Annotated in this window: 22 protein-coding genes; 9 read left to right on the forward strand and 13 right to left on the reverse strand. The window is 69.4% G+C overall.

The features are described 5' to 3' along the window. The gene (locus DOL89_RS20695) at window positions 1-1,668 is read right to left on the reverse strand and encodes an LTA synthase family protein (protein WP_162937739.1); all 1,668 of its coding nucleotides are present in this window, start codon (window positions 1,666-1,668) and stop codon (window positions 1-3) included. A gap of 51 nt (window positions 1,669-1,719) precedes the next feature. Here DOL89_RS20695 and DOL89_RS20700 point away from each other — a divergent pair, with 51 nt between their 5' ends. Then, entirely contained in the window at window positions 1,720-2,232 is a 513-nt protein-coding gene (locus tag DOL89_RS20700) for an MgtC/SapB family protein (RefSeq protein ID WP_225890002.1), read from the forward strand. Here the strand turns inward: DOL89_RS20700 and DOL89_RS20705 are convergent. The 3 genes from DOL89_RS20705 to DOL89_RS20715 form a co-directional block, all read right to left on the reverse strand. Next, window positions 2,223-2,987: a M48 family metallopeptidase gene (locus DOL89_RS20705; protein ID WP_119681226.1), complete on the reverse strand. Its 765-nt coding sequence runs from the start codon at window positions 2,985-2,987 to the stop codon at window positions 2,223-2,225. The two genes, DOL89_RS20700 and DOL89_RS20705, sit on opposite strands and share 10 nt — an antisense overlap. Before the next feature lie 62 nt (window positions 2,988-3,049). After that, a complete protein-coding gene (locus tag DOL89_RS20710) occupies window positions 3,050-4,048 on the reverse strand; it encodes an SDR family oxidoreductase (RefSeq protein ID WP_162937740.1) in 999 nt (332 codons plus the stop codon). A 19-nt stretch (window positions 4,049-4,067) separates the two neighbouring features. Continuing rightward, window positions 4,068-4,532: a hemerythrin domain-containing protein gene (locus DOL89_RS20715; RefSeq protein WP_119681228.1), complete on the reverse strand. Its 465-nt coding sequence runs from the start codon at window positions 4,530-4,532 to the stop codon at window positions 4,068-4,070. Between the two features lie 158 nt (window positions 4,533-4,690). Between DOL89_RS20715 and DOL89_RS20720 the strand changes: the two genes are divergently transcribed. Next, a complete protein-coding gene (locus DOL89_RS20720; RefSeq protein ID WP_119681229.1) occupies window positions 4,691-5,374 on the forward strand; it encodes a UdgX family uracil-DNA binding protein in 684 nt (227 codons plus the stop codon). A 267-nt stretch (window positions 5,375-5,641) separates the two neighbouring features. Beyond that, window positions 5,642-6,433: a class I SAM-dependent methyltransferase gene (locus tag DOL89_RS20725; RefSeq protein ID WP_119681230.1), complete on the forward strand. Its 792-nt coding sequence runs from the start codon at window positions 5,642-5,644 to the stop codon at window positions 6,431-6,433. Here DOL89_RS20725 and yddG read toward each other — a convergent pair. Both yddG and leuC read right to left on the reverse strand, forming a co-directional pair. After that, complete coding sequence (yddG, locus tag DOL89_RS20730; protein ID WP_119681393.1) at window positions 6,360-7,316, reverse strand: aromatic amino acid exporter YddG; 957 nt, start codon at window positions 7,314-7,316, stop codon at window positions 6,360-6,362. The genes DOL89_RS20725 and yddG overlap by 74 nt on opposite strands. Window positions 7,317-7,555: 239 nt before the next feature. Continuing rightward, on the reverse strand, window positions 7,556-8,980 hold the full coding sequence (gene leuC, locus DOL89_RS20735) for a 3-isopropylmalate dehydratase large subunit (RefSeq protein ID WP_119681231.1): 1,425 nt from the start codon (window positions 8,978-8,980) through the stop codon (window positions 7,556-7,558). Between the two features lie 243 nt (window positions 8,981-9,223). On the opposite strand from leuC, the gene DOL89_RS20740 reads away from it, so the two are divergent. Then, window positions 9,224-9,466: an antitoxin MazE family protein gene (locus tag DOL89_RS20740; protein WP_119681232.1), complete on the forward strand. Its 243-nt coding sequence runs from the start codon at window positions 9,224-9,226 to the stop codon at window positions 9,464-9,466. Next, the gene (locus tag DOL89_RS20745; protein WP_119681233.1) at window positions 9,463-9,792 is read left to right on the forward strand and encodes a type II toxin-antitoxin system PemK/MazF family toxin; all 330 of its coding nucleotides are present in this window, start codon (window positions 9,463-9,465) and stop codon (window positions 9,790-9,792) included. Before DOL89_RS20740 ends, DOL89_RS20745 begins: the two co-directional genes overlap by 4 nt. On the opposite strand, the gene DOL89_RS20750 is transcribed toward DOL89_RS20745, so the two are convergent. Both DOL89_RS20750 and DOL89_RS20755 read right to left on the reverse strand, forming a co-directional pair. Beyond that, the gene (locus DOL89_RS20750) at window positions 9,789-10,145 is read right to left on the reverse strand and encodes an RNA-binding S4 domain-containing protein (protein ID WP_119681234.1); all 357 of its coding nucleotides are present in this window, start codon (window positions 10,143-10,145) and stop codon (window positions 9,789-9,791) included. The two genes, DOL89_RS20745 and DOL89_RS20750, sit on opposite strands and share 4 nt — an antisense overlap. A gap of 8 nt (window positions 10,146-10,153) precedes the next feature. Further along, window positions 10,154-13,405, reverse strand: a complete 3,252-nt coding sequence (locus DOL89_RS20755; protein ID WP_119681235.1) for a helicase-related protein — start codon at window positions 13,403-13,405, stop codon at window positions 10,154-10,156. 272 nt (window positions 13,406-13,677) lie between these two features. On the opposite strand from DOL89_RS20755, the gene DOL89_RS20760 reads away from it, so the two are divergent. Then, window positions 13,678-15,957 (forward strand): PAS domain S-box protein, encoded by a 2,280-nt coding sequence (locus tag DOL89_RS20760; RefSeq protein ID WP_162937741.1) that lies wholly within the window; start codon window positions 13,678-13,680, stop codon window positions 15,955-15,957. Window positions 15,958-15,996: 39 nt separating this feature from the next. On the opposite strand, the gene DOL89_RS20765 is transcribed toward DOL89_RS20760, so the two are convergent. Further along, window positions 15,997-16,761, reverse strand: coding sequence for a 3-hydroxyacyl-CoA dehydrogenase (locus DOL89_RS20765; RefSeq protein ID WP_119681237.1), 765 nt, complete (start codon window positions 16,759-16,761; stop codon window positions 15,997-15,999). Window positions 16,762-16,873: 112 nt separating this feature from the next. Between DOL89_RS20765 and DOL89_RS20770 the strand changes: the two genes are divergently transcribed. Continuing rightward, a complete protein-coding gene (locus DOL89_RS20770; RefSeq protein ID WP_119681238.1) occupies window positions 16,874-17,392 on the forward strand; it encodes a YkvA family protein in 519 nt (172 codons plus the stop codon). Then, complete coding sequence (locus DOL89_RS20775) at window positions 17,389-17,907, forward strand: DUF3429 domain-containing protein (protein WP_119681239.1); 519 nt, start codon at window positions 17,389-17,391, stop codon at window positions 17,905-17,907. Before DOL89_RS20770 ends, DOL89_RS20775 begins: the two co-directional genes overlap by 4 nt. A 53-nt stretch (window positions 17,908-17,960) precedes the next feature. On the opposite strand, the gene DOL89_RS20780 is transcribed toward DOL89_RS20775, so the two are convergent. Together DOL89_RS20780 and DOL89_RS20785 are read right to left on the reverse strand one after the other, a co-directional pair. After that, a complete protein-coding gene (locus tag DOL89_RS20780; protein ID WP_119681240.1) occupies window positions 17,961-18,731 on the reverse strand; it encodes a sporulation protein in 771 nt (256 codons plus the stop codon). An 82-nt stretch (window positions 18,732-18,813) separates the two neighbouring features. Then, window positions 18,814-19,779 carry a DMT family transporter gene (locus DOL89_RS20785; RefSeq protein ID WP_119681241.1) on the reverse strand — a complete coding sequence of 322 codons (966 nt, stop codon included), beginning with the start codon at window positions 19,777-19,779 and terminating at the stop codon, window positions 18,814-18,816. Window positions 19,780-19,875: 96 nt separating this feature from the next. On the opposite strand from DOL89_RS20785, the gene DOL89_RS20790 reads away from it, so the two are divergent. Then, the gene (locus tag DOL89_RS20790; RefSeq protein ID WP_119681242.1) at window positions 19,876-20,337 is read left to right on the forward strand and encodes a hypothetical protein; all 462 of its coding nucleotides are present in this window, start codon (window positions 19,876-19,878) and stop codon (window positions 20,335-20,337) included. Between the two features lie 7 nt (window positions 20,338-20,344). On the opposite strand, the gene DOL89_RS20795 is transcribed toward DOL89_RS20790, so the two are convergent. Beyond that, window positions 20,345-20,983, reverse strand: coding sequence for a pseudouridine synthase (locus DOL89_RS20795; protein ID WP_119681243.1), 639 nt, complete (start codon window positions 20,981-20,983; stop codon window positions 20,345-20,347). Between the two features lie 6 nt (window positions 20,984-20,989). After that, window positions 20,990-21,856, reverse strand: a complete 867-nt coding sequence (locus tag DOL89_RS20800) for a TrmH family RNA methyltransferase (RefSeq protein ID WP_119681244.1) — start codon at window positions 21,854-21,856, stop codon at window positions 20,990-20,992. Window positions 21,857-21,882 lie beyond the last annotated feature (26 nt).

The raw sequence follows: 21,882 nt of genomic DNA on the forward strand, positions 1-21,882 counted from the left end.
TCACGCCGCCTTCCCTTCCGGGCTGAAGGCGTCCAGGAACCGCTCCAGGATGCCTTCCAGCCCGAAGAGGGGCGGCTCCGCTTCCGGCACCACGCCCGGCTGGAAGCCCCAGGCGCGGAACGGCGCCAGCACCGCCCTGTCCCGGCTGAACACATGCGCCGGAACGGCGTGGCCGCGGTCCTCCGCGATCCAGGTCAGCGCCGGGTGGTCGCCCAGCACGATCACCAGCGCACCATCCCCCACCGCCCGCACCAGCCAGTCCGACACTGCGCGCAGGCTGTAATCCAGGCTGGCGGCATAGCCTTCCGCCATGCGGCCATAATCCGGCGGCGGCACAGGACCGGCATAGGCGCTGCCATCCGCCATGCCGCCACGGTCCCGCACCTCCAGCCAGGGCGGGTTCGGCGTCCAGGGGGCATGGCTGCTGGTCAGCACGACCTCCAGATAGACGGGCCGGCCGCCGCCGCGGAGCCCCATCTCCTCCACCGAGGCCAACAGCGCCTGATCGGGCACGGCGGACCAGCCGAAGGCGGGACCGCTATAGGGGAAATCCACCCTTCGCACCACCTGGTCGAAGCCCCACAGCAGCCCTTCGGGCCAGGGGCTGCCAAGGCCCGGCATGGCGGCCACCGTGCGCCAGCCGGCGCGGGCGAAGGCGTGGACCAGACCGCTGCGCCCGCTGGCCAGCACCATGGCCTGCACCGGCACCTGGGGCTGGCGGATGCCGGCCCGGAAGGTGCCATGGGCCAGCCAGCTCCGCCCGCCCACGACCGGACTGTCCAGAACGCCGCTGACGGCATGGAAGCCTGCCGCCTGGAGCTCCCCCTCCATCCGGGCCAGCCTTTCGCGGACCTGGACATGGCGCGGATCGGTCAAAGCGGAGAGGCCATAGCTTTCCACCCAGACCACGATCACGTCCCGCCCCCGCAAAGCGGCCAGCAGCCGCCCGTCCGGGATGGCCCCCACGGGATCGCGCGCCAGCGCCTCCGCCCCCTGTCGGCGCAACGCGGCCGCCTCCCCCATGCGGCCGGCAAGGTCCCGGCCCAGCGCCAGAACCGTCCGTTCGGAGGGCTGGAGGGGCCGCCACCCCGCCCCGGCGGCAAGGGCGATCCCCTGCCCGGCCAGCGCCAGCACCAGAAACCCGGCGAAGACCCGGCGTCCCGCCGGACGCTCCAGCCCTTTCAGACCCGATCCGAGCAGGAACCGGACGGCCACCGCCGCGACCACCAGTGCCGCCCCAAGCCCCACGCCCGGCAGCGGTGCCGACAGGTTGGCCGTCATGACCTCCGCCAGGGCCGGCAGCAGCATCAGGTCATAACCGGGTTCGAAGGCCCGGCCGGCGAAGGCGCGGGCGGACAGGTCGGCCAGCCGGATCAGAAGGATGGTCAGCAGCAGCGCGGTCAGAAGCCAGATCGTTCCGGCCCCGGCCCGCCAGCCCCGGCGCGCCGCCAGGGACGCCGCCCCGAACAAAGCGGCAAGCTCCAGGCTGAGGCCCAGATGCGCCGGCCCGAACACTGCCCCCGGGTCCGCCGGCAGGCCCACGATCAGCCCAAGCAGCAGCAGGCTGGGAACAGGGGCCGCATACCGACCCGCAGCCCGCAGGCGGCCGGCTGCATTGCCGCGGAGGAGGAAATGGAACGACATCCGCAGCAAAGTAGAACGGATCATGCCTTCCGGCCAGCCGTTCCCCCTTGGATTCGCGCGGATCGGGAGAACGCGATGCCGATGGGAGAGCTCGGGATGCTGCCCTGGCAGGAGGTGGCCGTCCGGCTGGCCGCCGCAATGTTCGCAGGATTGCTGCTGGGCCTCGACCGGGAGATGCACGGCAAGGCGGCCGGCCTACGCACCCACACGCTCGCCGCCCTGTCCTCCGCCGCGCTCACCATGGTGGCCTTCGAAATCTACTGGTCCATCCTGGCCCGCGAGGGCGGAGCCGGGGAAAGCGACCCCAACCGCGTCATCCAGGGCATAGCCCAGGCACTGGGACTGGTGGCGGCGGGCGTCGTGATCCAGGGGCGCGGCAACCGGGTGCGCAACCTGACCACGGCTACGACCCTGTGGATGGCCGCCACGCTGGGCATCGCCTGCGGGGCCGGCTACTACGTGATCGCAGGGCTCACGGCCGTGGCGACCCTGCTGGTGCTGATCGTGATCGGCGGGATCGAGCGCCGCTGGTTCAAGGATGCCGGCGGGGATGAGCCCGAGGAGGATCGGCGACCCCCTCAGCCGTAGCGGTGCAGCCGGGCGCCGTTGGTCTTCAGCCAGGCGCGCGGCCCCTCCACATCCGCCGTGAGCTTGGCGCACAGCGCCCAGAAGCGGGCGGAGTGGTTCATCTCCTTCAGGTGCGCCACCTCATGCGCCACCACGTAATCGAACACGGCTTCGGGCGTGAAGATCAGCCGCCAGGAATAGCTGAGCCGGCCGGTGGCGGAGCAGCTTCCCCAGCGGGACCGGGTGTCCCGCACCGTGACCGCGGCCACCTTGGCACCGATCATGGCCGCCTTCTCCCGCGAGCGCTGGCCCAGCAGGCGCTTGGCCTGCGTCTTCAGGAATTCCTCCACCCGCCGTTCCAGGAACTCCTTCTCCCCGCCGACCTGGATTTCCCAGCGGCCATCCTCGCCACGGGCGACGCGCGCCCCGCCGCGGCGGGAGGGATCGTGGCGGATGGTGTGGGCGACACCGAGCACCGGCACCACCGCCCCGTCATGGAAGGGGCTGCGGGCGGGAATGGCGGCCAGCCGCTGATGCACCCAGTCCAGGTGGCGGCCGACGAAGCGTGTTACCTCCGCATCGGTGATGCCGGCCGGCACCACCACCTGCACCAGCTCCCGCGCCGGATCGACGCGCAGGCTCATCCGCCGGGCGCGGGTGGAGGCCTTGACCTCCACAGGCACGGGAACGTCGGCGATGGTCAGGGAACGCACGCCGCCCACCGGCGGCGATGCTGGCCGGCGTTCGGGCTTGCGGAGCAGGAAGGCGGGAAGCATGCGGGTCCGGCGAAACGGGAACTGGCCGGGAGATTACCCCAGCCAGCAGCCCCGCGGGTAGACTATCCGCGTGCCCGAACCGCAATGGCGCCCAGCGCCAGCCCGCCGACCGCCCCCACCCCGGCCAGCCAGGGCTGAAGGCTGCCGGGCCGCTTCGGACCGGGATGACCATGCACGCCCAGGCGGTCGCGCGGGGCAGAGAACAGGTTGCCCGGCGTGATCTCGTCCGGTTCCCCATTGGCGAGCGACAGCTCCACCCCGGCCAGCATCACCTCCCCCACCAGTTCCGGCGCGATGGCGTAGCCGATGCGTCCCAGCCAGGAGAGAAGGCCGACCGGCACCCGCCCCCGCGGCTTGCGGGCAACGTCGACCATCACCCGCCCGATGCGCTCCGGCTGCTGCATCGGGGCGTTGGGGATCAGGCGGCGGCCGGTATAGTTGCCCTTGTGGACCAAGCCCGGCGTATCCACGAAATAGGGATAGATGCCGCAGACATGGACGCCGCGGTGGCGCCGCATGTCCTGGCGCAGCGCCTCCGTCAGCCCGGCCAGCCCGAACTTGCCGGCCGTGTAGCCCACCGCCATGGGCGGCGGCACCCAGGCGCCGACGGAGCAGTTGTTGATCAGCACGCCCCGGCCCTGCCGAACGAAGTACGGGATCGCGGCATGGGCGCCGTTCAGCGGGCCGATCAGGTTTGTCTCGATCACCCGCCGCTGCACCGAGAGGGGCACGTCCTCGAACCAGCCGATGGCGCCGACGCCGGCATTGTTCACCCAGACATCCATGCCGCCGAAGGCATCCACCGCGGCATCCAGCACATGATGCATGTCGCCCGGAACGGTCACATCCGCCCTGACGGCGATGGCGCGTCCGCCCAGCGACCGGCATTCGTCCACCGCCTCCTGCAGCATCGACAGCCGCCGCGCGGCAAGGACCACATTGGCCCCCTCCCGCGCGAAGGCATGCGCGGTGGCCCGGCCGATGCCGCTGGAAGCGCCGGTTATGACGACGGTGGCTCCCTCCAGATGCTCCATGCCCTTCATCTCCCCTGCTGCTGCCACGGCATCTCCTGGCGCCCGCCTACTCGGCCGCCTGGGCGAGAGGCGACAGCGCGTCCAGCATCTGGCCCTTGCGGCGGTCGAACTCCTGACCCAGCGTCTTGGCCCGGCTGTCGTCCAGGGTCTTGCGGGCCTCCTCGAACAGCTCTTCCTCCTCCTCCTCGATGTGATGCTCCAGCAGTTCGCCCAGCACCTGGAACTTGGCCTTCCAGCCGGCGGAGTGGGGGCTCATCAGGATCAGCTCTTCCAGCAGCCCTTCGATCACATGATGCTCGTTCCAGCCCTCCATGGCTTTCTCGCCGGCATCCTCGCTGCCCGTCAGCGACTGGTAGAGAACCTTCTCCTCCACCAGCGAGTGGGCGATCACCTCGTCATGCATGGTCTGGTAGAGCTGCCCGCACTTGGCCGTGTCGCTGGTCTCCTTGATCTCCTTGATCATGGACCGCATGCGATCATGGTCGGTCTTGAGACGGCTGAAGATATCCATGGGGTCCTGCTCCTCGATGTCTGTGCCGTTCCCAACAGGCCAGCACGAGGATCGGCACCGCCGTGACACCACAGCCAATCGGCGGAACTTTCGACCATGGGCGCGATTGTCCGCGAAAGCCCCGTCGAGACCTGGCCACAACCGAGAAGAGCCCCGCCATGGCCGAGCGTCAGCCCAAGGACACCGCCGCCCGCTTCCTGCCCCCACGGGAGGAGCGCGACCTGGATCATCTCCGCAATGCCGCCCGCGGCTGCACCGCCTGTCCCCTGCATGAGACCGGCACCCAGACCGTGTTCGGGGAGGGGCCGCCGCACGCCCCCCTGATGCTGGTCGGGGAGCAGCCCGGCGACAAGGAGGATCTGGCCGGCCGCCCCTTCGTCGGACCGGCGGGCCAGTTGCTGGACCGGGCGCTCGCCGACGCCGGCATCGACCGGCGGAAAGCCTATGTCACCAATACGGTGAAGCACTTCAAATGGGTGCAGAAGGGCAAGCGCCGCCTGCACGAGAAGCCCGGCAGGATGGAGATCATCGCCTGCCTGCCCTGGCTGGAGGCTGAGATCGCGGCGGTGGCCCCGACCGGCATCGTCTGCCTCGGCGCAACCGCGGCCCAGGCCTTGATCGGGCGGGGCTTCAAGGTCACCCAGGACCGGGGAGAATTCCTGCGCACCCCCCTGGCCGGCTGGATCACCGGCACGATCCACCCCTCCGCCCTGCTGCGGATCACGGATCGTGAGATGGCGGAGCAGGCCTATACGCGCTTCGTCGCCGACCTGGCCAGGGTGGCCGACCGGCTGGGCGACCAGTCCGGGCCGGAGGACGTGGAACAGCGCGCGGCGGGCTGACCGCCCCGGTGACAAGCATCCATGTTGCACAAATGTGACGGACGGGCGGAAAGCCCTGGGCATTGCCACCCGACGGGTGCGCGGGCCGGCCGATGCCGGTATGGTCCCGCGCACGGCTGGAAGGGCGCGCTCCGAACGGGGCGACCACCGGCCGAAGGGTTACAACCCCGGGCGTGTCTCGCCGATCCGGGGAGTATCCACTGGCCGGCGAAGCATTGCTTCCGCCGGCTTTTTCTTTTGCACGTTCATTTGTGGTAGAATGGCCGCATGTACAGCGACGTGCTCGACCTGCGGGAATTCTATGACAGCAGCCTCGGCCAGTTGGCCCGCAGGCTGGTCCGCCGCCGCATCCGCCAGATCTGGCCAGATGTCACGGGTCAGCGCCTGCTGGGGCTGGGCTATGCCACCCCCTATCTGCGCCCCTTCCGGGATGAGGCGGAGCGGGTGCTGAGCATCATGCCGGCCGGCCAGGGCGTCACCTTCTGGCCGCAGGAGGGGCCGGGGCAGGTGGCGCTCAGCGACGAGTCTGAGCTGCCGCTGCCCGACATGTCGGTGGACCGGGTCCTGCTGATCCACGGGATGGAATGCACGGAGCAGCTCCGCCCCATGATGCGGGAGTGCTGGCGCGTGCTGGCCGGCGGCGGGCGGCTGATGGCGGTGGTGCCGAACCGGCGGGGCATCTGGGCCCGCACCGACCGCACCCCCTTCGGCCATGGCAGCCCCTTCTCCCCTTCCCAGCTCAAGCGCGCCCTGCGGGAGAACATGTTCGTGCCGGAGCGCGAGAGCTGCGCCCTGTTCATCCCGCCCTTCCGGTCCCGCTTCTTCACCGCCGGCTCGGCGGCGTGGGAGGAGGTCGGGGCGCGCTGGTTCAAGACCTTCGCCGGCGTTCACATCATCGAGGCGTCGAAGCAGATCTACGCCACCGCCGGCCACGCCCGAGTCCGCGCCCGTTCCCGCCTGCTGGTTCCTTCCGCCAGGCCGGTCTTCAATCTCGAGGGCGGGACGCGGGATCGGCCGGAGTGCTGGAGCCGCGACGGATCAGCCCCCGACCGGCAATGACCGCCCCGCCCACGATCAGGGCGCAGGCCGCCGCCACGGTGGCCGTCACCTGCCCCCGTCCGGCCAGGATCAGCAGCCCGGTGGACAGCAGCGGCGTCGCGTAGCTGAGCGCGCCCAGGGTCTGGATGTCGCCGCGTTTCACGCCATGGTCCCAGACGAAGAAGGCGGCTCCCACCGGTGCGACGCCCATTGCCGCCACCACCGCCCAGGCCCAGCCCTGCGGCCACACCGTCGGCTCCACCAGGACATGGCAGATGAAGGCCAGCAGGGAGGTGCCCAGGCAGAAGCCGGTCACCGCCTCCGTCGGCACATCGCCGAAACGGCGGGACAGGACCGAGTAGGCGCCCCAGGTCACCGCGCAGGCCAGCGCCGCCAGATAGCCGCCCAGATACTCAGCCCGGATCGCGATCCCCTGTCCGCCGGTGACCAGCAGCAGCGTGCCGGCCAGCCCGCAGCCCGCCCCGATCAGGGCCGAGCTGCCCAGCCTTTCCCCCGGCAGGAAGCCCGAGAACAGGACGATCAGCAGCGGCCAGAGATAGTTGATCAGGTTGGCTTCCACCGCCGGGGCGGTCTGGAGCGCCAGGAAATAGAAGAAATGGTAGCCGAACAGGCCGCCCACCCCCAGCAGCCAGACCGGCAGGGGCTGCCGCATCACCGCCAGGGGCGACTGCCCCCGCGCCAGCATCACCGCCGCCGCCGTGACGCCCGCGATGCCGATGGACAAGGCCACCAGCAGGAAGGGCGGCACCGGTCCCGCCAGATCCGTGAACAGGGCCAGCGTTGACCACATCAGGATGGCGGTGCTGCCGATCAGCGTGGCGCGGCGCACCGCGCCGGGCTCTGTGGCAGGACGGGCGGAGGTCTGGTCGGCTATCTCGGTCATGGCTTCTGCTTGCCCGAGGAGGTGCCGGAGCGCAAGCGCCAGCGTGCCCGTCGCGCCGATCCGTCCCACACCGCCTGCGATGCCGACCATGAGCATGCCTGCCGGATTCGGCGGCGGGCCCTGAGCCGGCGGCCGGTACGAGCCCTTTGTGATGCGATAAGGAAAGGGGCGGCCCGTTGGAGCCGCCCCTTCCGCATGTTCTCATGCTCCGGCCCCGCTTCCGCGTGACCGGCCTTGCGTCAGACCCACTCCCGCACGTCGGTCAGCCGGCCGGTCAGGGCGGCGGCGGCGGCCATGGCGGGGCTCATCAGGTGGGTGCGGCCGCCGGGGCCCTGGCGGCCCTCGAAGTTGCGGTTGGAGGTGCTGGCGCAGCGCTCCCCCGGCTTCAGCTTGTCGTCGTTCATGGCGAGGCACATGGAGCAGCCCGGCTCCCGCCAGTCGAAGCCGGCCTCCCGGAACAGCTTGTCCAGCCCCTCCTCCTCCGCCTGGTGCTTCACCAGACCGGAGCCGGGGACGATCATGGCATAGACGCCGTCCGCCACCTTGCGTCCCTGGCGGATCGCCTTTTCCGCCACGGCCGCCGCCGCGCGGAGATCCTCGATGCGGCTGTTGGTGCAGGAGCCGATGAAGACCTTGTCGATGGCAACGTCGGCGATCCGCATGCCGGGGGTCAGGCCCATATACTGGAGCGCCCGCTCCACCGCCCGGCGCTTGTTGGGATCGGCGATCTGTTCCGGAACCGGAACGGTCCCGGTGACCGGCGCCACATCCTCCGGGCTGGTGCCCCAGGTGACCAGCGGCGGGATATCGGCGGCATCCAGCACGACCTCCTTGTCGTACTGCGCGCCCTCATCCGACGGCAGGCTCTTCCAGAACCGCACCGCCTGCTCCCACGCCCCCGCCTTGGGCGAGCGGGCGCGGCCCTTCAGATAGGCGAAGGTGGTCTCGTCCGGGGCGATCAGGCCGGCACGCGCACCGGCCTCGATGGTCATGTTGCAGACCGTCATGCGGCCTTCCATCGACAGGCTGCGGATCGCCTCGCCCGCGAACTCGATCACATGCCCGGTGCCCCCGGCGGTGCCGATCTTGCCGATGATGGCCAGCACCACATCCTTGGCGGTGACGCCGACGGGAAGCTGCCCGTTCACCGTCACCCGCATGTTCTTGGACTTCTTCATCAGCAGGGTCTGCGTGGCCAGCACATGCTCCACATCGGACGTGCCGATGCCGAAGGCCAAGGCGCCGAACGCGCCATGGGTGGAGGTGTGGCTGTCGCCGCAGACGATGGTCATGCCGGGCTGCGTGGCGCCCTGCTCCGGCCCCACCACATGCACGATGCCCTGGCGGATATCGAACATATCGTAATATTCCAGACCGAACTCGGCCGTGTTGCGGGCCAGCTCCTGGATTTGGACGCGGCTTTCCTCATTGCGGACGATCTGGGTGCGGTCGCTGCTGGTCGGGACATTGTGGTCCACCACGGCCAACGTCTTCTTCGGCTGGCGCACCTGACGCCCCGCCATGCGCAGCCCCTCGAACGCCTGGGGCGAAGTCACCTCGTGGACCAGGTGCAGGTCGATGTAGAGGACGCTGGTGCCGTCCTCCTGCCGGTGCACGACATGGCTGTCCCAGATCTTGTCATAGAGGGTGCGCGGCTTGGACATCGAGGTTCGCCCTACTGAATGGACCTAAACGGAAAACCTGTTGAGGTATTCACGTCATATTGTTTCGAGGCGACCGGAGAATAGTGCCTGAGCTACCCGCGAACAAGCATGGCCGCGCGTAGCCGCCATGCGCGGGCGGGAGGGCTTGCGGCTGGAGCGGATATGGTGGATCGGGCCGGAACTTGATCAACCGCTTCCGTCGGCCTAACATATTGGTCACATGTGACGCACCCGGAGCCGGCGATGTCCAGATCCAAATCCATCAGGTCCGAGACGGCGCGTGAGGCAGGGCGGCGCAAGACGCAGCTTTATCGTGACCGGCTGCGGGCACAGGGGCTGCGACCCATCCAGCTCTGGGTGCCGGACGTGCGCTCCCCCCGCTTCCAGGAAGAGGCCAAGCGTCAGTCGCGCATTGTCGCCGTCTCGCCCGAGGAAGGCGAGATAAACGACTTTCTCGCCGACGTTCAGGACTGGGGCGGGGAATGAGGCGGGGTGACATCGTCACCGTGGCTGCCAAAGGCGCTTACACCGCGAAGCCCCGGCCCGCCGTCATCATCCAGTCCGACCGGTTCGATGAAACCGGCTCCGTTACCTTGTGCCTGATCAGCCGCACCGAGCTGTCCACGCCGCTCATCCGGCTGGATATCCAGCCATCCGCACAGAACGGCCTCGCCGAGCCGTCCTGGATCATGGTCGACAAGATCGCGACCGTGCCGCGCAAGGATGTACGCGGCACGAACGGGCGTGTCACGGACGAGGACATGGTGCGCCTGAACCGCGCCCTGACCGTCTTCCTCGGCATTGCGGATTAGAACCGCTCCATCCGGTTTTCCGCGCTGGGCGGGGACAGATCCTCGTACAGGGTGCGGGCTTCGGGTGCCGGGCCGCGGCGGGCGGCCAGGGCCTGGACGCGGATCACCCGGATGTGCGGGCCGAGGGGGAAGGTCAGCACGTCGCCGACCTTCACCATGTGGCTGGCCTTGGTGACATGGCCGCCGCCGCTGATCCGGATCTTGCCACCGGTGCAGAGCTTGGCGGCAAGGCTCCGTGTCTTCACGAAACGCGCGTACCAGAGCCATTTGTCCAGCCGCAGCCGGCCGCGGGCCATGTCGGCCGCATCGGCTGGGTCCTGGGCAGTGACATCACGGTCCGGCGCGTCGCTCATCCCGCCATCTACTTACGGGTCACGAGCTGGCGCAACACCGCGAAGGGATGGTCGGGGTCGACCGGACGGTCCGGCTTCCGCTCCTGTTGGGGCTTGCCTTTCGGGCCGGGGCCGCGGTCCGGACGGTTGCGCTCCGGCCGGGCCGCCTGCTGGTCGCCAGCGGCATCCGGCTGGTCCTGACGCGGCCGGCGATCCTCGCGCGGTCGCCGGTCCTCGCGGGGCCGATCCTCACGGCTGCGTTCCGGACGGGGGCCCCTGCCCTGGCCCTGCCGTTCCGGCCGGCCCTCGCGGGCCTCGGCCGGGGCGGCCTCGCCGGGCTGCGCCTCTGGCGGACGGGCGCCGGCCTGGACGCCCGGCTTGCGGCGAGGACGGCGCTTCTGCCGCTGGTCGCGTTCCCGCTGCGGACGGCGGCGCACCCACACGGTCACCGTACCGGCCTCCGCCGGAGTCGCCTCGCCGGCCGGGGCGTCCCCGGCGGCAGCGGCCTCTTCCGGCGCAACAGGCTCCTCGGAAGCAGCGGCATCCGGTTCGGCATCCTCCGCCAGGGGCTCGACCACGGGCTCGGCCTCCGGAGCGGCCGGCTCCGGCGCGGCATCGGGCGAGGCCTCGCCCAGCGCCTCGATGGAGGCGGAGGCATCGCCCTCCGCCAGCGGCTCCGGTTCGGTATCCATGACTTCAGGCGTCGCCTCGGCGTCTTCGGCGCCGGCCTCGGCCGTGTCGGTCACCATGGCCTCGGGCGCGGGCGCATCCGCCTTGGCCGCTTCAGCCTTGTCCGCATCGGCCTTGCCCTTCTTCTCGGCGGGCTTCGGCGGCGGCGGCAGGGTGGCGGGGTCGACCTGGATCGGACGCCAGCCGAGATCGGCCAGCACCGCCTCCAGCTCCTCGTTGGAGGTGCCGAGCAGAGGGGCCAGATCGCCGACGCTGCGGACATTTCCGCCGCTGTCGGCGCGTTGCACCATCTCCTTCTCCAGCCGGTCCAGCATGTCGACGCGGACGGCGCGCGGGCCGACCTTGGGATAGCCCAGCGCCTCCAGCAGGGCGGAGGGCGTGTCGCCCGCCGGCACGCTGACGCGGCCCGGGGCGGGAACCTCGACCGGCAGCGCCTCTCCATGGCGGACGGCCCAGAGCATGGCGCGCAGGGCCACGGCCTTGGGCTTGGCAAGCGCCGGCAGGAACACATGGCTGAAGCCCAGGCGCACGCCCAGCTTGGCGAGCTGCCAGCGCTGCTCCTTGGTCAGGTCGCGGATCAGCGGCTCCAGCCGGCCGCGGCGCAGAACGCCCAGCGCCTCCGCCACCTGGAAGGCGATGCCGCGGGCCGGCCCCGCCAGCTCCGCCTTCTCGAGTTCCAGCAAGGGGCCGAGGGTCCGTTCGACGTGGCCGCGCACCCAGGCGGCCAGCCGCGCCAGCACCCGGTCGCGCTGTCCGCCTTCCAGCAGGTCGTCATTCACCGGCTTCAGGGTGGGCGACAGCACCGACGGCCCCGGCGCCAGCCGCGCGATGGGCGAGTCCTGCCACTTCACCTGCCCCTGCTCGTCCAGCACGAAGGCGTCGTCGCCCGCCTGCTCGATCTGCTGGATGCGCGACGCGATCTCGTCCTTCAACGCCCGCCGGGCGGCGGTCATCAGGGCGCGCTGATCCTCTGGCGCCACTTCGGCGTCCAGCGTGAAATTCAGGCCGGAGAGCTGGCCCACGCCATGCCCTTCCACGATCACTTCTCCCGACTTCGCCACGGCGCCCATCAACTCCTTGCCAGTGCGGAGCGACTTCACCAGACCCGCCGACCGTTTGTCGACGAAACGCTGGGTCAACCGCTCATGCAGCGCATCGGACAGCTTGTCCTCGATGCCACGGGTCAGATCCTGCCAGTGCCGGGAATCGGCCAACCAGTCCGCCCGGTGGGAGACATAAGTGAAGGTGCGCACATGCGCAATGCGCGCGACGAGTGCATCGATATCTCCTTCCACCTTGTCCAGGCGGCTGACCTGGTTCGCCATCCAGTCCGGCGGCAGCTTCCGGCCCGGCCCGGTGAGGTGCAGGAAGATCTGGCCCAGCAATTTTGTATGCTGGTCGGACAGCACCTTCCGGAAGTCCGGAATCTGGCAGACCTCCCATAACAGCCGTATCTGCTCCTGGTGCCGTGCCTTGGCCTGGATATCCGGATCGGCGGCCAGGATCTGCAGCGCCTGCTGGTCGTCGGCGTCGCGGGCGCGGATCAGGACAGGGCTGAAGGGCCGTTCCTCCAGCGAGCGCTGCAGCCCCTGGAGGCTGCGGAAATCCAGGTTGGAATTGCGCCACATGAGCTGGGTGACGGCCGGGAATGTGTGGTTCTCCACCGCATTCACCGTCTCCTCGTCCATGGGCGGGCATTCCCAGGTGGTGCCGAAGGTGCCGTCGGTGAGGTGGCGGCCGGCGCGGCCGGCGATCTGCGCCACCTCCGTCGCCCGCAGCCGGCGGGGTTGGACCCCGTCGAACTTGAACAGCCGGGCGAACCAGACATGGTCCACATCCATGTTCAGGCCCATGCCGATGGCATCGGTAGCGACCAGGTAGTCCACGTCGCCGGCCTGGTACATGGCGACCTGGGCATTGCGGGTGCGCGGGCTGAGCGCGCCCAGCACCACAGCCGTGCCGCCGCGCGACCGCCGCACCATCTCCGCCAGCCCGTACACCTCGGTCGTGGAGAAAGCCACGATGGCGGACCGGGGCGGCAGCCGGCTGATCTTCTTCTGGCCCGCATAGGTCAGGCTGGAGAAGCGCGGCCGGGAGATATGCTCCACCCTCGGCACCAGCTTCTGGATCAGCCCGCGCACCGTGTCGGAGCCGAGGAACATCGTCTCCTCCGTGCCGCGCGCATGCAGCAGCCGGTCGGTGAAGATGTGCCCCCGCTCCGGATCGGCGCAGAGCTGGACCTCGTCCACGCAGAGGAACTGGACCTTCCGGTCCAGCGGCATGCTTTCGACCGTGCAGATCCAGTATTGCGGGTGGGGAGGGATGATCTTCTCCTCCCCGGTCACCAGCGCCACGGACCGCTCGCCCTTGAGCCGCACCACCTTGTCGTAGTTCTCCCGCGCCAGCAGGCGCAGGGGGAAGCCGATCATGCCGGTGCGGTGCGCCAGCATGCGTTCCATGGCGAGATATGTCTTGCCGGTATTGGTTGGGCCGAGCACGGCCACGACGCGGCCTCCGGCCTGGTCGGAACTGCCGGGGCCGGCGGCCAGCTGGCCGGCTGGTATGCCGGGGGACTGAAAAGCGTCAATCATGTGATCACTCTTGGGCCGGCGGATCGGGAATACAAGGGCGGCAAGCCGGGGAAACGGGTTGAATGCTGGGCTGGTCGGGCTTCGGAACCACCCCTACCCCGAACGCCCCCGACTGCCTATACCGAAAGTCGATCTTGCTCCCGAACGGGGTTGGGAGTGTCTCTGATGTGAACGGTGATAGGCTTTGGGGGGTCGACGCCGCGCCGGGGCAGGCCGTATCGGAACCACCTGCCGCCGGTACTCCATATGGGTTCCGCCCGGTAGGGCTTGTCATGGAAGGTGAGCGGGCGGGGGCCGCCATCCTCACAGGGACGACCGCTGAAGCGCCCCTGTTGGCGGCTCTGATCGAAAGCAGCCGGGACCTGATCCTTGCGATCGGTCTGGACTGGCGCATCACGGCCGTGAACAGGGCGGCGGCTGACGCGTTCGCCCGGACCTACGGTCTGCGCCCCGTTGTCGGCGCCAACTGCCTTGAGCTGCTGCCGCCCGACCGGCGCGAGCGGGCGGAGCGGATCTGGCGGCGCGTGATGGCGGGCGAACGGCTGACCCTGGACCATGCCGTTGAGTTCGCCCCGAGCGGAACTGTCGTCTACGAAATCACCCAGGACCCCATCCGCGACGAAACCGGGCGCATCATCGGCGCCCTGCTGGTCGCCCGCGACGTTACCGACCGCCGGCGGGCGGAAGAGCAGGCGCGCCGCATCGGGGCGGAGATGGAGGAGCGGATTGCCGAACGCACCATCGAGCTCGAGGCTGCCGCCCGGGCCCTGGTGGAGCAGGAGGCGGAGTACCGCGCCCTGTTCGAATCGGCCGCCGTCGGGCAGGTGCAGATCGACCCTGACGGCCGCTTTACCCGCGTCAATGAGCGTTTCTGCGAGATGATGGGGTATGAGGCGGAGGAGCTGCTAAGCCGCAGCTTCAATGACATCACCCATCCGGGCGACCGCCACGATCTGGAGACTTTCGCCGCCCTGCTGAAGGGAGAGCGGGATCTCTACCATGGGGAAAAGCGCTGCCAGCGCAAGGACGGCCGGATCATCTGGATCGAGCTGTTCATCCGTCTGCTGCGCGATCCGGACGGACAGCCGCTGCGCACCATCGCCGTGGTCTACGACGTTACCGACCGGCGGGAGACGGAAGAGGCGCTGCGCCGCGCCAATCTGGAGAAGTCAGCCCTGCTCGCGCAGCTGGAAGCCTTGTTGGAGGAGGCGCCGGCCGGTTTCGCCTTCTATGACCGCCAGGGCCGCTATGTCCGGGTCAATGCCATGCTGGCGGAGATCAGCGGGCTCAGCGCGGAGGACCATCTCGGTAAGCATGCAAGCGAGGTGATGGGCGCCAACGGCGAGCGGATGGAGGAGATCGTCGCCCGCGTGGCCGCCACGGGCCATGCCGTGGAGAATGAGGAGTTTGCGACCAACGCCGGACCGAACCGGGATCAGGCGCGCCATTTCCTGATCAGCTTCTTCCCTGTGTGGAGCGACAGCCGGGTCCTGATCGTCGGGTCCGTCCTCACCGAGATCACCGATCAGAAGCGTCATTCTGAGCGGCTCCGCCTGCTGCTGGCCGAACTGGACCACCGGGTCAAGAACACGCTGGCCAAGGTCCAATCGCTGATTACCCAGACCAAGGGCCAAGCCCGGTCGCCGGAAGAGCTGGCGGCGGCGCTGGAGGGGCGGGTACGGTCCATGGCCCGCGCCCATGGCGCCCTGATCCGCGGCAACTGGGAAGGCGCCCTGTTGCGCGCCCTGGTCGCCGACGAGCTGGCGCCTTACCAGGCCCCCGGTGGAGCCAATGTCATCATCCATGGGCCGGACCTGGCGCTGCGACCGAGTTCCGCGCTGGCGCTTGGGCTGGCGCTGCACGAGCTGGCCACCAACGCCGCAAAGTACGGTGCGCTCTCCACCACCGCCGGGCGGGTCACGGTGCGCTGGGCGCTGACGCCCATGGGCGGCATTGACCTGGTCTGGGAAGAGGCTGGCGGCCCGCTGGTCGCCCCGCCCACCCGCCAGGGCTTCGGCACCATGCTGGTGGAGCGCAGCCTTGCCTATGAGCTCGGCGGGGAGGCCAAGCTGGACTTCCGCCCCGGCGGGCTGGTCTGTCGCGTCTCCATCCCCGCCGACCAGCTGATCCACGACGCGGAGCCCCCGCCCCCCGATGCGCCGACGCCGGAGCTGGTGCTGCGCGACGGCGGCATTGCGGGGCCGGTGCAGCGCATCCTGATCGTGGAGGACAGCGCCCTGGTCGCGCTGGACCTGCAATTGACGGTGGAGGCGGAGGGCTGGACCGCAGTAGGCCCCGTCGCCCGGCTGGAACGGGCGTTGGAGCAGGCCCGCAAGGGGGAGATCGACGGGGCCATCCTGGACATCAATCTGGATGGGCATGAGAGCTTCCCCGTGGCCGACATCCTGCGCGACCGCGGCGTGCCCTTCATCTTCTCCACCGGCTACGACCGCGGCACCATGCTGCCGGAGCGGTTCCGCGACGTTCCGGTGCTGCAGAAGCCCTTCGCCCAGGATGCCCTACGCCGCACCCTGATGGCGGCCTTCAGCTAAGTCGGGCGGGCTACCCGCTGGATGGCCCGCCCACCCCTCCTACTTCGGCCCCATGCGCAAGGCGCCGTCCAGCCGGATGGTCTCGCCGTTCAGCATTGTGTTCTCACAGATATGCAGGGCAAGCGCCGCATACTCCTCCGGCCGGCCGAGGCGGGAGGGGAACGGCACCGACTTGCCCAGGCTGTCCTGCGCCTCCTGCGGGAGGCCCAGCATCATGGGCGTGAAGAAGATGCCGGGCGCTATCGTCATCACCCGGATACCGCTGCGCGCCAGCTCCCGCGCTGCCGGCAGGGTCAGGGCATGCACGCCGCCCTTGGAGGCGCCGTAGGCCGCCTGCCCGATCTGCCCTTCGAAGGCGGCGACGGAGGCGGTGTTGATGATCACGCCCCGCTCCCCGTCCGCGTCCAGCGGATCGAGCCCGGCCATGTCGGCCGCCGCAAGGCGCAGAACGTTGAAGGTGCCGATCAGGTTGACCTGGATCACCTTGGCGAACAGCTCCAGCTCATGCGGCCCGTTCTTGCCCAGGATCTTGGCCGGCGGGGCGATGCCGGCGCAGTTCACGGCGATGCGGGCGGCCCCGTGCTTCGCCCTGGCTTGTTCCAGAGCAGCGGTGACGCTGTCTGCACTGCTTACGTCCGTCCGGATCGCGATGCCGCCGATCTCCTGCGCTACCTGCTCCGCCGCCTCCAGATTCACGTCCAGCAGGGCCACCTTCGCCCCCGAAGCCGCCAGCCGCCGCGCCGTCGCCGCCCCGAGGCCGGAACCGCCGCCCGTCACCAGTGCGGCCATACCCTGAACATTCATCGCCGTTTCCTCCGAAGTGTCTGATCTTGTTCGGGCCGCCGGCCCTGTTGGCGACCCTCTTAGCAGAGCACTGCGATATTGTCGCCAGCGTCGGAACACCCATATCAGGGCTATGGACAAGAGCAGCTCCCCCCATACCGATGCCCCCGGCGCCAAGCCCTATGAGGCCGCGGCGGAAGAGGCGCTGAAGATCGATCCGGTCAAGCTGGAGCGCGACACGCGCCTGGTATTGGCCCGGTTCTGGACCAAGCTGCGCGACAGCATGGCCCGGGTTCCCTTCGTGGAGGATGCGGTAGCGGCCTTCTTCGCTGCCACGGACCCGAAGACGCCCTTCCGCGCCAAGGCGGTCCTGATGGGGGCGCTGGCCTATTTCATTGCCCCGATCGATGCGTTGCCGGACTTCGTGGCCCTGCTAGGCTTCTCCGACGACGCCACGGTGCTGTTCCTGGCCATCAGGACGGTGCAGAGCCACCTGACCACGGAGCATTACGAGCGCGCCCGCGCATGGCTGAAATCCCACCGCACCGGCCCGGTCAGCCAGGACGAGGTGGTCGGCGGGACGGTTCTGGATCATGATGCCGGCCCTCAGGCCGGGCCATCGTCCGGCCGCGGAGAACCGGGCACGGCATGAGCGCGACTTTCATCGACAGGCTGTTTCCCGACGTGCCCCGGCCCGCGGTCTGGCTGGGGCTGGGCGGGCTGATCCCGTTCTATGGCTGCGTGCTGGCAGCCTATGTGCTGCCGCATCCCTACAACGCCATGGGGATGAACCTGCTGAAGCCCTATGGCGCTGTAATCCTGAGCTTCCTGGGCGGGGTGCATTGGGGTCTGGCGCTCGCCGGATTCGGCGGGCCGCGGGTAACGGACCCGATGAACCAGCCGCCCCCGACCATGACCCTTCAGCGGCTGGGCTGGAGCGTGGTCCCCTCCATCATCGCCTGGGCGGCCTTCTTCCTGACCGGCTGGCAGGCGGGCTTCCTGCTGTTGCTGCTGGCCTTCGTCGGCATGCTGTATGGCGACCTGCGGGCGGTGGAGGCCGGAACCGCCCCGCTCTGGTACCTGAATCTCCGCCGGAACCTGACTTGGCTGGTGGCTTTCGCCCTTGTGCTGGCATTGGTCCGGCCGCTGATCCCGTACAACTACTGAGGCGGATGCCGGTCCGCCGCACCCTGGGCGCGGACGAACCGGCTTCCTGACATTCAGGCGATCAGCCGGCTGAGCGCATCGGCAATGGCACGCTCGCCGGGCCCGCGCAGGCCGCCGGGCAGCTCCAGGCGATGCCAGCTTTCGTCCATGCCGGTGGCTTCGGCAAGGAAACCACCAAAGCTGTTGGCGGATCGGTCGACCTGGACCAGCAACATGAAGCCGCCGCTTCCATCCGGCTGGAACACGAGCTCGACCTCGTCCAGCTTCCGCCGTCCGGCGCGGCTCACGGGTCGGAACTCGAACTCCTGCACGAACCCGTGCCCGCCTTTCCAACGCGGCCGGTGCTCCACATCGGTCTTGTAGAGCTGGAAGCCGAGCGACTGCATGGCGTTCAGCGCGTCGAGCTGGACCGGGGCCGGCCGGATCACCAGCGCGTCATCGTCCGTCGCGTCGATGGCGGCCGGAATGTCCAGCCGGGTCCGCAGCCAGGCAGGGGCGTGGCTGCGCCCGAGGGCGACAGGCGTATGCAAGGGCAGATCGATGGCGAAGCCCATGTCGCGCTGCTCGCCGGCACCGAGCTTGAAGCCCCGCGCAAGCTGGGTGCTGGCAACGACGCGGCTTTCCTTCACCTCCTTGTCGTTCACCTCGACCAGCACATTGGTGACGATCTCGGCCGCAACCTCGGTCACGTCCTGGTCGACGGAGCCGCCCTTGATGATCATACGGCCCGTCAGCTTCTGCCCGAGTTCGGTGACAGGGGCATCCAGGATGGTTTCAACGGTAGCCCCGCCGATGCCTACGGACGCGAGCAGTTTACGGAACATTTCGGGCTCCTTTGTTCTTCAGATCCTAGATTGTGCCTTGCTTCACAGATGCAATGGATGGCGGCCGAGGTTCCGCCAGAGCTCAGGGGTGGTCCGCTGGTTCCATTCTCCGCTGCCGCCGCTTCATCGCCTCGCGCCGGGCGAGATAGAGGGCGCTGCCGATAATCAGCACGGCGCCAACGCCGGTCCAGATGTCAGGAATTTCCGCGAACAGCACGACCCCAAACAGGGTGGCGGCAAGCAGGCGCAGATAGTCGAAGGGCGCCACGAAGCTGGCCTCCGCCCCCACCCGATAGGCCCGGATCACCGCCGCCTGGCTGGACACGCCCAGCAGGCCCATGAGCAGCAGCAGGCCCGCCTGCTCCAGGCTCGGCATCCGCCAGACCAGTGCCGCCGGAACGGCAAGCGCGATGGCGGAGAACAGACCGAAGGTGAAGAGCAGCGTCAGGTCCCGCTCCTCCCCCGGCATGGCCTTCACCTGGGCGGCGCTGGCGGCTACGAAGAAGGCGTTGCCCAGCGCCGCCAGGGAGGCGAACTGGAGGCTTTCCACGCCGGGCCGCAGGATTACCAGGACCCCGGCGAACCCCACCAGCGTCGCCGTCCAGCGCCGCCACCGCACTACTTCCCCCAGGAACAGGACGGCCAGCAGCACCATGAACAGGGGCTGGGCGAAGGTGATGGCGGTGGCGGTCGCCAGCGGCAGATGGGTGAAGGCGTAGAACCCGCAGACCATGGCGGCCAGCCCCGTGCCCGCGCGGTAGACATGGCGGAACGGGTAGCGCGGCACCGCCGTGGCCCAGCCAGCCCGCGCCAGGAAGGGCAGCACCGCCAAAAGGCCGACAGCCGCGCGGAAGAAGACGATTTGCGTGCTGTGCAGGCCCGTCGTTCCCAGCAGCTTGACCAATGCCGCCATGCAGGCGAAGCCGAGGGCGGATGCCAGCATCCACAATGCCCCCCTGAGATTCACATTCAGAACTGCCCGCCGCTTGGGCGCGGCGGCTGAGCCGGAAGCGGGGTCGTCAGGGCGGGGAATTCGGCTGTCGGGCATGGGCGGCGCGCACCCTACCCGCAAATCCTGTTGAAGGGCCACGGCAAATCCGGTCACAGCAGTGGGCCGGCGTGCCGGTTATGGAAGGGGAGAATAATGGCGGAACGGATTTTGTATCTGGACCTGGACGGGGTCCTGGCCGACTTCGACCGCGGCGTGGAAATTATCACCGGCAAGCGGCCGGACCAGCAATCCACCCGCGCCATGTGGAGCGCCCTGTCCCGCCATGCGGACTTCTTCGGCACGCTGGAGATGATGCGCGATGCCAAGGAACTGTGGGAGTACTGCGCCCCGCACAAGCCGGTGATCCTGACGGGTCTGCCGCTGGGCAACTGGGCCGCGGCCCAGAAGCAGCGCTGGGTCGCGAACATGCTGGGCGAGGATGTGGAGGTCATCACCTGCATGTCGCGGGACAAGCCGAAATGGTCCCGTCCCGGCCATGTGCTGGTGGATGACCGGGAGAAAACCAAGGGCGGGTGGGAGGCGAATGGCGGAACCTTCATCCTGCACACCTCCGCCGCCACATCCATCAGGGCGCTGAAGGAGCTCGGCTTATGACCGGGGCTTAATGCTTGCGTCCCCTGTCAGCCGGCCGGCGATTCCTGCCGGCTAACGGGCGTGGTTTTCCCGCAGGCGGGCGGACCGGCGGGCGTGGGGATGCCGGCAGCGGCACGTCCCGCCATTCGCCCGGCGACAGCCCGTCCAGGGTCCAGTCCCCCACCCGCCAGCGCACCAGCCGCAATGTGGGAAAGCCCACCGCCGCCGTCATACGCCGAACCTGCCGGTTCCGCCCCTCCCGCAGGGTCAGGCTGATCCAGCTTGTCGGCACCGAGAGACGGAAGCGCACCGGCGGATCGCGCGGCCAGAGGTTCTGCGGCTCCTCCATCCGCGCCGCCTCGGCGGGCAGGGTCGGCCCATCCTTGAGGTCCACCCCGGCGCGCAACGCGGCCAGCGCTTCCTCCGTCACCTCGCCCTCCACCTGCGCCCAATAGGTTTTGGGCAGCTTGTGCTTCGGATCGGCGATGCGCGCCGTCAGGCTGCCATCGTCGGTCAGCACCACCAGCCCCTCGCTGTCCCGGTCCAGCCGCCCGGCCGGATAGACGCCCTGCACCGCCACATAATTCTTCAACGTCCGCCGCCCCTCCTCATCGGTGAACTGGCAGAGCACGTCATAGGGCTTGTTCAGCAGGATCAGGCGCGGCATGGGCGGCTATGTCCGCAGCATCTCGTACATCAGGATCGCCGCGGTGGCGGAGACGTTCATGGACTGCACCCAGCCGGACCCGGGAATGGTCGCCACCTCGGCGCAGGCCTTCAGCGTCGCCTCCGGCACGCCATGCTCCTCGTTTCCCATCACCACCGCGGCCGGCTTCGAACCGGTGCCCAGGCGGGCGAGCGGGCGGTGGTCGCCAAGCGCGGTGCCCACGGTGCGGTACCAAGCCCCGAGCCGCTTCAGCCGCTGGGCGAAGCGGTCGGCGCGCAGGATCTCCACGAACTCGAACCCGCCCTCCGCCACGCGGTACGCGGCCTCCGACGGAAGCGCCTGGCCGGGATGGTCGGACACGACGATGCGGGGCAGGCCCAGGAAGGCGGCGGTGCGCACGATGGCCCCCAGATTGTGGGGGTTGGAGACGCCGTCCAGCAGCAGCAGCGGCTGCCCGGCCCTGGCCCAGCCTTCCGCCTGCGCCTCGTCGAAGGGCTGCACCGGTCTGGGGACGGCATAGGCAACCACGCCGCCATGCATGGCTGAGCCGGCGATCTTTTCCAGCTCCGCCCCCTCGACCAGCCGGTAGGGGCGGCGCAGCTCCGCCAACCGGGCGCAGGCCTCGCCGAGATGGAGTTTCATCCTGTCATCGAAATAGAGCCGCTGCACCCGGCCAGGATCGCGGGCGAACAGCGCCTGCACGGCTGGCAGTCCAGCGATGCGGAAGGGCTTGTCCACGGCCTGAGCGTCGCGTGCGGGCCCGCGCTGCGGCCGGTCCTGCTGCTGTCGGGGGTGCCCAGCACGGCCCCGGTCCGGCCGTGCGCCGGGCTGACCACCGCCGGCTCCCCTGCCCGGCCCCTTGGATCTGTTCATTCCATCCCCGAAAATGCATCCGCCCC

Source organism: Indioceanicola profundi, assembly GCF_003568845.1.
Classification (GTDB): domain Bacteria; phylum Pseudomonadota; class Alphaproteobacteria; order Azospirillales; family Azospirillaceae; genus Indioceanicola; species Indioceanicola profundi.